Origin of the sequence: Pseudoalteromonas sp. S4741 (assembly GCF_005886135.1) — a bacterium.
GTDB classification, from domain to species: Bacteria; Pseudomonadota; Gammaproteobacteria; order Enterobacterales; family Alteromonadaceae; genus Pseudoalteromonas; species Pseudoalteromonas tetraodonis.
Map to the genome: position 1 here is coordinate 1 of NZ_PNCN01000187.1, position 9,629 is coordinate 9,629.

Genomic DNA, 9,629 nt, shown 5'->3' on the forward strand with positions numbered 1-9,629 from the left:
TGAAAGTAGGACATTACCAGGATCCAATTAAAGAAGCCCGTTACAGCAATGTAACGGGTTTTTTGTTGTCTGAGATAAAGTAAAACATGGCTGTATATGGAACTTAGTAGTGGCCGCTCTTGCATATCCTGTGCTCCACGGCATTCGTATTCCTAAACAGCTCGAAGGCAAGCCCCGCACAAGGCCACTGTCGCATTTGCTATGTGACTTTCTACTGCTGTGGGCACCATGACATTACCAGGATCCAAATAAGAGAAACCCGTTACAGCAATGTAACGGGTTTTTTGCTACCTGGGATTTAATAAATAGCTAAGAGCCCATGCCGAACTCAGTGGTGGCCTTTCTCGTACACCCTGTGCTCCATGGCATTCGTATTCCTATACATCAAACAAAACAGCTTGGATCTAAACAGAATAGTGGGATGTTCTATTGTATTGTCGCTATAAATTAGCGCACTGGCTCCAAATAACAGAACCACGTTACAGCAAAATACTGTTTTTTATTGTTTTAAATTTAAAGATAAATTACTTAATATCTTAAAAAATAGACTGTCCGCTAATCTCATCATGTATATGCTCCCTATCAGATTACTAATAACTTATAGACTTAACATTCTCATGCAGTTATAGATCCTACGTGTTAAAATTTGATTTTAACTTTGCATATTATTGAGGTGTCTATTGCCAACCAGTGACTATCAACGAGTGTTAAATGAGATAACTCAAGAGGTTAAACCTTTATTGAGCCAAGGTAAGGTTGCTGATTATATACCTGCTCTTGCTGAAGTTGATCTTGAGCATTTTTCGATTGCTATTTACACCACTGAGGGTGAGATATTTTGCGCGGGTGATTGCGAACAACGTTTTACTATTCAATCAGTTTCTAAAGTAATGACTCTGACATTAGCGCTGCAACGTTATGGCGATGAATTATGGAGTAGAGTGGGTAAAGAGCCCTCAGGAACAGCGTTTAATTCACTGACACAGCTTGAGTTTGAAAAAGGCATACCACGCAACCCGTTCATTAATGCGGGAGCGATTGTTACCTGTGATGCTTTGTATAGTCGTTTATCAGCTCCAATGCACTCTATGCTTGAAACATTTCGCGATTTATCAGGTAATCGAAGTATCATAATTGATAAGCAAGTGGCTAACTCAGAATATGAGTTTCGGCATAGAAATGCGGCAATGGCACACTTAATGAAATCATTCGGCAACTTTGAGAATGAAGTGGATGATGTGCTTTGGTCATACTTTAATTTTTGTGCCATAGAACTTAATTGTATTGAACTTGCTAAGGCTTACAATTTTTTAGCTAATAAAGGGATAGACTACAGCTCTTCTAAACGAGTGCTTTCTAGCCGTCAAAATAAGCAACTAAACTCGTTGTTATTCACTAGTGGTTTATATGATGCGGCGGGTGATTTTGGTTATCGAGTGGGGATGCCTGGAAAATCAGGGGTTTCTGGGACTATATTGGCGGTATTACCGAATAGGTTTACTGTGGCAGTGTATTCCCCAGGATTAAACTCTTTTGGTAACTCGGTGGCAGGAATAGCAGCATTAGAGCTGCTATCTAAAAAGCTTGATATATCTATATTTTAAGTACGCTGAGTGCTTTGGGATTTTATTGATCCCAATACACTTGCTCTAAACAATCTTCGCGCTCTGGTAAGCCACGTGATAAGCGTGGAGAATGCTGAACCAGCACTTCGTAACTTGCACGGTTGGCGTATTTACTGATTTGAGCGAGCGAAGAGTAGGTAATCGCTTGTTGCTGATGTTTTGCTGAATTAGCAACGTTCAGCTTATGATAAACATTCGCTGATAAGTCATGTAATACAGCGGCTAAAGCACAATCACCAGCGCCGTTGGTATTTTTAATCGAGTCAGGCCCGCCCATAAACGGAGCAGTATGACTATATGCCTTTATTGGGTTTTCACAGTCAACTTTACGCATTGCACGTGAAAACTCATAACGATTAAAATCAGGGATAGCACCAGGCAAAAGTGGATACTCTGTTTCGCGTTTGAAACTGTCATCAACAAAACCGGCCATAAATAAGCCTTTTTCACCGGCAGTACAAATTACTAAATCAACCCAGTCTAATGCTTTGTCGGCAGCTAGTAATGGATCTTCAAATCCAGTAATTGCTTGGCCTTCTTCTTCGTTCATAGCAAGGATATCAACATGCTTTTCTACAAAGTTAGCCCACCATGTCGGATCCTGCTCGATAAGAAACTTAGTACCGAGTGTTAATACAACCGGTACATCTGCATCGTTAGCATACTTGATTGCTTGCATGGTCGCTTCGGTCATGGTTTCATCGCCTTGAGTACGCATTAAATAAGCACTGATGACTAATGCTGATGAGCCTTCGATTAGCTCTTTATCAATTGACTCAGGCTTTAGGTAATTCATCAGGCCAGCACTAATGGCAAAGGTGCGTTCACCCGTTTCATCAATCAATGTGAAACAGCGGCCTATAGGACCATCTACAGGCTGTAAGTAGTCTAAGTCTACGCGACTTGAGTTATTACATAAAAAGCGATAAGCATAACTGCCTATTTTTATGTTTTCACTCATTACACCTAATAGCACCGAACGGTCATCAGCAAGTACGGAATAGTTGTGCATCGTGTTGCCAACGGTTCCGCCTGCGAATTCGTAATCGACCATGTCGTTTAGTTTTAAGCGATCGTATAAAGCATTGGTGATGTCATTATCTATAACTTGCGACATCCCTCGGCGCAATTGAAATTCATCGAGAAAAGCTTGGTCAACCTTAGCTTCTATATCAACAACGATTTGATCGATCCCCGTAATATAGCTGCGGTGTAATCGCTCAGTGGCGTTAAGTTGATTGGTCAGTGGATCTTTGGCTTCCACTGGAAAATAATGTTTATGCCTGCGGCGTCCAGGAAATTTCATTTGCTACCCGTGTTGTGAGCTAAATAAAAAAAGCGTGAGATTATAGCGTAAATCCTGCCTTATGAGCCATGACAAACCACTTAAATTTGTTTTATTTTTGCAATAAAGTGATCAATGACGCATTTTATTGCGCTAAGTTGGTATAATTACGGCATAAAAAATAGTTAAGTAATAATAATGATAGAGCCATTTGACGACCAATATTGGATGGAACAAGCGCTTGTGTATGCAAAACAAGCGGAGCAGCTAGATGAGATCCCGGTAGGGGCTATAATTGTTAAAGATAATCAGCTTATTAGCGCAGGCTATAATCGCTCAATTACTGATAACGACCCGTCGGCTCATGCTGAGATGATAGCGGTACGTGAAGCAGGAAAAGTACTTAATAATTACCGCTTAATTGACTGTACTCTTTATGTCACATTAGAGCCATGCTCTATGTGCGCAGGTTTATTAGTACATAGCCGAATTAAACGCTTAGTATTTGGTGCAGCCGATGCTAAAACGGGTTCTGCTGGTTCAATTATGAACCTTTTACAAGAACCTCGTTTAAACCATCAGGTAGAAATAACGGGTGGGGTATTAGAAACACAATGTGCAGAGACTATTTCTAGTTTTTTTAAGCGTCGCCGAGCACAAATAAAGGCGGCAAAGCAAGCCGCTCGTAATAGTAACAGCGATTAGTCAGCTGCTGCTATTAAGGCGTCTAATTCAGCCATTTGCTGCATAGCAAACATGCGGCGGCGCCAAATTATTTTTTTATGTAAATTTCTTAACATCACTCGACGACGAGTGGCGGTTGAGTGCTTTATACAACGTTTAAGTTGATGTGTACGTCTACGTTTAAGCATGACTTATCCTTATGTGCTTGGTAATGACACAAAATTTTATACAATTAAGCCAGATTATTGAATAATTGATTACAAGTAAACAACTATTTGATTTTCTGATGTTCAGTTAATTACTAAGCAGCGTATTTATTTTTTTTCCTCAGCGGAATTACTTGTACGTTGCTCTGAATCATCTGGTTTAACGATTTTATCTTCTGTATCATTTGTTGAGGTAATCGGCGCCATTGCATTATTTTCATCAAGCCAAACAAGCGCGTCGTAATAGCGGCGTATATTATCAACGTAAGTCACTGCTACATCACCGCGAGCATAGCCATAACGGGTATTACGATAGTGACGTTTTTTTACTAACAATGGTAAGCGCTTTTTAACGTCAGCCCATTTATCAGGGCTAGCTCCCTGTTGCTCGGTAATAATACGGGCATCGTTAACGTGTCCCCAACCTACATTATAGGCGGCAAGTGCAAGCCAAGTACGATCCGGTTGAGGGATTCGATCCGGGATGCGTTTAATTAATTTTGCTAAGTATTGTGCACCACCGCGTATATTTTGCTCTGGTTCTAAGCGGTTTGTTACACCGACTTGTTTTGCTGTGCGTCTTGTTAGCATCATAATACCACGCACACCGGTTGGTGACTTAGCACGCGGGTTCCACATCGACTCTTGATAACTTAATGCCGCCAGTAAGCGCCAATCTAGGCTACCTGCATATTGCATAAACCAAGGTTGATATTTAGGCAGTGTTTCTTTAATTGCATCTATATAGGCCAAGGTATTAACGTAATTAAACTGGCGGACATGACCGAAGTATTTTTCTTCGAGCACATAAAGTTGATTATTTTGTTTTGCTTCACCAAAAAAGGGGACTAATAATGCGTATAGGGAATCATCATTCGACTTTCTTAGTATCCATGCAATTGAATCATTTCGGGTAACTGAAAAGCCAATACTTAAATTAGGGTGATAGCGACGAAATAGCGCTAAAGTATGAGAATCCGCTAAGGTGTAATCTATTTCGCCGTCAATAACTGCTTGCAGTAATTCTTCTTCATCAAACTCTTCGGTTTCATTCCAGCTTAAGTTTGGGTTGGTTTGTTGAATTTCTTCTAATGTTAATGAATGGCTACTTTTAGCGATAACGGTGAAGTTTCCGGTTAAATCATCAAAATCACGAGGGCGTTCACGGCCTTGTTTAAAGACTAATTTTTGACTAATTGTTCTGTATGTAGGGCCATAGCGATAGCGCTCAGCACGTACTTTATTGTAGGTAAGCCCTGAGGCAATTAAATCGAGGTCACCACTGTCCAAGCGCGCAAACATTTCGGATAAATTAAAAAAGGGTACAATTTCAAGCTCTACCCCTAAGTAGTCTGCAAACGCTTGAGAGAGCTCAAATTCAAATCCTTGCTCCCCTTGAACGGCTTGATAGTAATTACTTGCACTGGCAAGTGTACCAATACGAATTTTGTTTTCAGATTTGATTTGGGCAAGCTGTGTTGATTGCTCTTGTGTATTACATGCACACAAAAGTATGACTAACGTAATGATTGTTATTAGCTTTATCTTCAACATATTCGCCTCTTTAGCATCGTATCTCCTGTTATAACAAAACTTACTGATTACGTCACTTATCGTTTAATCGCAGTGAGTAAAAAATAGGTGTAAACAAAAAGAAAAAGTTAATTTAATGAAAAGCGCATTTTTGAGTTAAATCTGAGAGTAATTTGGACTATAATACGCGCCTAAAATATCGTTCAATCCCTAACCCCGGGTGAAATTACTTATGTTGATCCTTCGTGGTGCACCAGCACTTTCAGAGTTCAGAGTTAATAAAATTTTAGCGCGTTGCCAACAATCGCAACTTCCTGTCACCAATGTATATGCCGAATACGCTCACTTTGCCGATTTAACATCGCCATTAAACACTGATGAGCACACCAAACTTGAAAAGTTATTAACCTACGGCCCAACAATTGCTGAGCATGCGCCAGCAGGTCAGTTGGTATTAGTAACGCCTCGCCCTGGTACAATCTCGCCATGGGCTTCAAAAGCGACAGATATCGCTCATAACTGTGGGCTTAAACAAGTTCATCGCGTAGAGCGCGGTATTGCTTACTATATTGAAGGTGATTTAAGTGCAGAACAGTTAGCACAAGTTGCAGCACTTCTTCATGACCGCATGACTGAAGCTACTCACAGTAAATTAGAAGATGCCGCGCAGTTATTTCGCAGCGATGCACCTCGTCCAATGTCATCAGTTGATATTTTAGGTGGCGGCCGTGAAGCATTAGCCGCAGCAAATATAGAGCAAGGGTTTGCGCTTGCTGATGATGAAATTGATTATTTAGTTGAAAACTTTATTAAGTTAGGGCGTAACCCTAACGATATTGAACTGTTTATGTTTGCTCAAGCGAACTCAGAGCATTGTCGTCATAAAATATTTAATGCTGATTGGGCTATCGATGGCATTGAACAACCAAAGTCGTTGTTCAAAATGATTAAAAACACCTTTGAGCATAACCCTGAGAATGTATTATCTGCCTATAAAGATAATGCAGCCGTAATGAAAGGCTCAAAGGCGGGTCGCTTCTTCCCGAATGCACAAGGTGAATATGCGTATCACCAAGAAGACATTGAAATTTTAATGAAGGTTGAAACCCATAACCACCCAACGGCTATTGCTCCTTTCTCTGGTGCGGCAACAGGATCGGGCGGTGAGATTCGCGATGAGGGCGCAACTGGTCGTGGTTCAAAACCAAAAGCGGGTTTAGTGGGCTTTACTGTATCTAATTTACGTATTCCTGGTTTTGAACAACCTTGGGAAAGTGATTTTGGTAAACCAGGCCGTATTGTTAATGCCCTAGATATTATGACTGAAGGCCCATTAGGTGGTGCTGCGTTTAATAACGAGTTTGGACGTCCTAATTTATTAGGTTATTTCCGTACTTACGAAGAAAAAGTGACCAGTCACAATGGTGAAGAGGTGCGTGGTTACCACAAGCCAATTATGCTTGCCGGTGGTTTAGGTAATATCCGTGCTGATCATGTTCAAAAAGGCGATATTCCAGTTGGTGCAAAACTCATTGCACTAGGCGGCCCTGCAATGAACATTGGCTTAGGCGGTGGCGCTGCATCAAGTATGGCGTCGGGTCAATCAAATGAAGATTTAGATTTTGCCTCTGTACAGCGTGAAAACCCAGAAATGGAACGTCGTTGCCAAGAAGTCATCGACAAGTGTTGGCAGCTAGGTGATGCAAATCCAATTGCGTTTATTCATGATGTGGGTGCAGGTGGTTTATCTAACGCATTCCCTGAACTTGTTAGTGACGGTGGACGTGGCGGTAAATTTCAGCTTCGCAATATCCCAAATGATGAACCGGGCATGGCACCACACGAAATTTGGTGTAATGAATCGCAAGAGCGCTATGTACTCGCTGTTGCTGTTGAAGATTTTGATCGTTTTGAAGCTATTTGTAAGCGTGAAAGAGCGCAATATGCGGTTATTGGTGAAGCAACTGCAGAGCCTCATTTAACGGTGGCTGATAGTCACTTTGAAAATAATCCTGTTGATTTACCGCTCGATGTTTTATTAGGGAAAGCACCTAAAATGCATCGTGATGTAACATCACAACAAGTGTTAGGTAAAGCACTCGACGTTGAAAATATCAGTGCTGCTGATGCTGCAGAACGTTTATTACGTTTACCAACCATTGCTGAAAAAACCTTCCTCATTACTATTGGCGATCGCTCGGTAACAGGTTTAGTAGCACGCGATCAAATGGTAGGCCCATGGCAAGTACCAGTAGCTAACTGTGCAGTAACCGCAGCAACGTATGACACTTACCATGGTGAAGCAATGTCACTGGGTGAACGTACGCCTGCAGCACTACTTAACTATGGCGCTTCAGCGCGTTTAGCCGTGGCAGAATCGTTAACGAATATTGCCTGTGCAAACATTGGCTCTCTTGAAAATATTAAGTTATCTGCAAACTGGATGGCCGCAGCGGGACACCCAGGAGAAGATGCCGGTTTATACGAAGCAGTAAAAGCGGTGGGTGAAGAGTTATGTCCGGCACTTGGGTTAACAATTCCTGTAGGTAAAGATTCTATGTCGATGAAAACGACATGGAAGAACGAAGATGATGCTACAGAGCAATCTGTAACATCCCCGTTATCGCTTATTATCACTGCGTTTGGTCGTGTTGAAGACGTACGTAAAACAGTGACCCCACAGTTACGAACAGATAAAGGCGATACATCGCTTATTTTAGTTGACTTAGGCGCGGGCAAAAACCGACTGGGCGCATCAAGCCTTGCTCAGGTTTATAAGCAATTAGGTGATATAACACCTGATGTAGATAGCCCAGAGCTACTAAGAGGTTTTTACAACGCAATGCAAGCGCTAGTCGCTGATAGCAAGTTGCTTGCGTACCATGACCGTTCAGACGGTGGTTTATTTACCACTATCGCTGAAATGGCGTTTACCGGTCACACTGGTGTTACCGTTGATTTAGCGACTTTGACCGGCTCTGATATTGAAGCGCTTTATAACGAAGAGCTAGGTGCTGTAATTCAAGTAGCGAATAGTGATTTAGAGGCTGTAAATGCGGTATTTGAGCAGCATGGAGTTGCCGCAATTAGTCATGTGATTGGCTCGCTAAATAACGACGATAACATAGTGTTTAATCGTGGTGAGCAAACAGTACTTAATCATACTCGTACTGAACTTCGTACAATTTGGGCCGAAACAACGTATCAAATGCAAGCGCGTCGTGATAACCCAGATTGTGCTAAGCAAGAGTTTGACGCTAAGTTTGACGCAAAAGATCCTGGCTTAAATGTAAAACTTAACTTTGATTTAAATGAAGATGTTGCAGCTCCATATATTGCAACTGGTGCTAAACCGCAAATGGCTATTTTACGTGAGCAAGGTGTAAACTCTCATTTAGAAATGGCAGCTGCATTTAACCGTGCGGGCTTTGCAGCGGTTGATGTGCACATGAGCGACATTTTAGAAGGTCGTTTAACGCTTGAACAGTTCAAAGGTTTAGTGGCGTGTGGTGGTTTCTCTTACGGTGATGTGCTTGGTGCGGGTGAAGGTTGGGCTAAGTCAATATTGTTTAACGATATGGCACGCGATCAGTTCCAAAGCTTCTTCCATCGTGAAGATACCTTTAGCTTAGGTGTATGTAACGGTTGTCAGATGCTATCAACATTAAAAGAGTTGATTCCAGGTACTGAACATTGGCCGCGCTTTGTAACTAATAAGTCAGAGCGTTTTGAAGCACGCTTTAGTCTGGTTGAAATTCAAGAAAACCCATCGGTGTTCTTTAATGGTATGGCAGGTTCACGTATGCCAATTGCAGTTTCACATGGTGAAGGTCATGCAGAATTTGCAAATGATGCGGCAACTAAGGCTGCACTTGCAAGCGGCACCGTAGCGGTTAAGTTTGTTGATAACTACGGTAACCCAACAACACAGTACCCAGCAAACCCGAATGGTTCACCTGAAGGGATCACGGGTATTACATCAACAGATGGTCGTGCAACTGTAATGATGCCACACCCTGAACGTGTATTCCGTGCGGTTGCTAACTCTTGGCATCCAGATGAGTGGGCTGAGGATAGCCCATGGATGCGTATGTTTAGAAATGCGCGTAAAAATGTAGGTTAATATACACGCTAGATTCATGATCTAAATGTAAGATAAAAAGGCTGCCTTGTGCAGCCTTTTTTGTTTAGACTGTTCAAGGTTCAAGGTTCAAGGTTCAAGGTTCAAGGTTCAAGGTTCAAGGTTCAATAAGGATAGTATGATCAAACGCATCGCATGGGGAGTCGTGTTTTTTT

General features: G+C 41.7%; 6 protein-coding genes. 3 read left to right on the forward strand and 3 right to left on the reverse strand.

Features of this window, described 5'->3' with window-relative positions; genetic code table 11:
* The first annotated feature begins 680 nt into the window (after positions 1–680).
* Positions 681–1,604: a glutaminase B gene (glsB, locus tag CWC30_RS17375; RefSeq protein WP_138627725.1), complete on the forward strand. Its 924-nt coding sequence runs from the start codon at positions 681–683 to the stop codon at positions 1,602–1,604.
* Positions 1,605–1,626: 22 nt separating this feature from the next.
* Here the strand turns inward: glsB and CWC30_RS17380 are convergent, their stop codons facing one another.
* Entirely contained in the window at positions 1,627–2,931 is a 1,305-nt protein-coding gene (locus CWC30_RS17380) for an inosine/guanosine kinase (protein WP_013464270.1), read from the reverse strand.
* A 177-nt stretch (positions 2,932–3,108) separates the two neighbouring features.
* On the opposite strand from CWC30_RS17380, the gene tadA reads away from it, so the two are divergent.
* The gene (gene tadA / locus CWC30_RS17385; RefSeq protein WP_024601836.1) at positions 3,109–3,615 is read left to right on the forward strand and encodes a tRNA adenosine(34) deaminase TadA; all 507 of its coding nucleotides are present in this window, start codon (positions 3,109–3,111) and stop codon (positions 3,613–3,615) included.
* Here tadA and CWC30_RS18420 read toward each other — a convergent pair.
* Both CWC30_RS18420 and mltF read right to left on the reverse strand, forming a co-directional pair.
* Positions 3,612–3,782, reverse strand: a complete 171-nt coding sequence (locus CWC30_RS18420; protein ID WP_008468235.1) for a hypothetical protein — start codon at positions 3,780–3,782, stop codon at positions 3,612–3,614. The genes tadA and CWC30_RS18420 overlap by 4 nt on opposite strands.
* Positions 3,783–3,908: 126 nt before the next feature.
* Entirely contained in the window at positions 3,909–5,354 is a 1,446-nt protein-coding gene (gene mltF, locus CWC30_RS17390) for a membrane-bound lytic murein transglycosylase MltF (RefSeq protein WP_069438516.1), read from the reverse strand.
* 211 nt (positions 5,355–5,565) lie between these two features.
* On the opposite strand from mltF, the gene purL reads away from it, so the two are divergent.
* Positions 5,566–9,456, forward strand: coding sequence for a phosphoribosylformylglycinamidine synthase (gene purL / locus CWC30_RS17395; RefSeq protein WP_138627726.1), 3,891 nt, complete (start codon positions 5,566–5,568; stop codon positions 9,454–9,456).
* Positions 9,457–9,629: the final 173 nt, after the last annotated feature.

Excerpts from the sequence above, each read along its gene's own strand:
- CWC30_RS17380 (WP_013464270.1), bottom strand. The coding sequence starts at position 2,931 with ATGAAATTTCCTGGACGCCGCAGGCATAAACATTATTTTCCAGTGGAA.
- tadA (WP_024601836.1), top strand. The coding sequence starts at position 3,109 with ATGATAGAGCCATTTGACGACCAATATTGGATGGAACAAGCGCTTGTG.
- CWC30_RS18420 (WP_008468235.1), bottom strand. The coding sequence starts at position 3,782 with ATGCTTAAACGTAGACGTACACATCAACTTAAACGTTGTATAAAGCAC.
- mltF (WP_069438516.1), bottom strand. The coding sequence starts at position 5,354 with ATGTTGAAGATAAAGCTAATAACAATCATTACGTTAGTCATACTTTTG.
- purL (WP_138627726.1), top strand. The coding sequence starts at position 5,566 with ATGTTGATCCTTCGTGGTGCACCAGCACTTTCAGAGTTCAGAGTTAAT.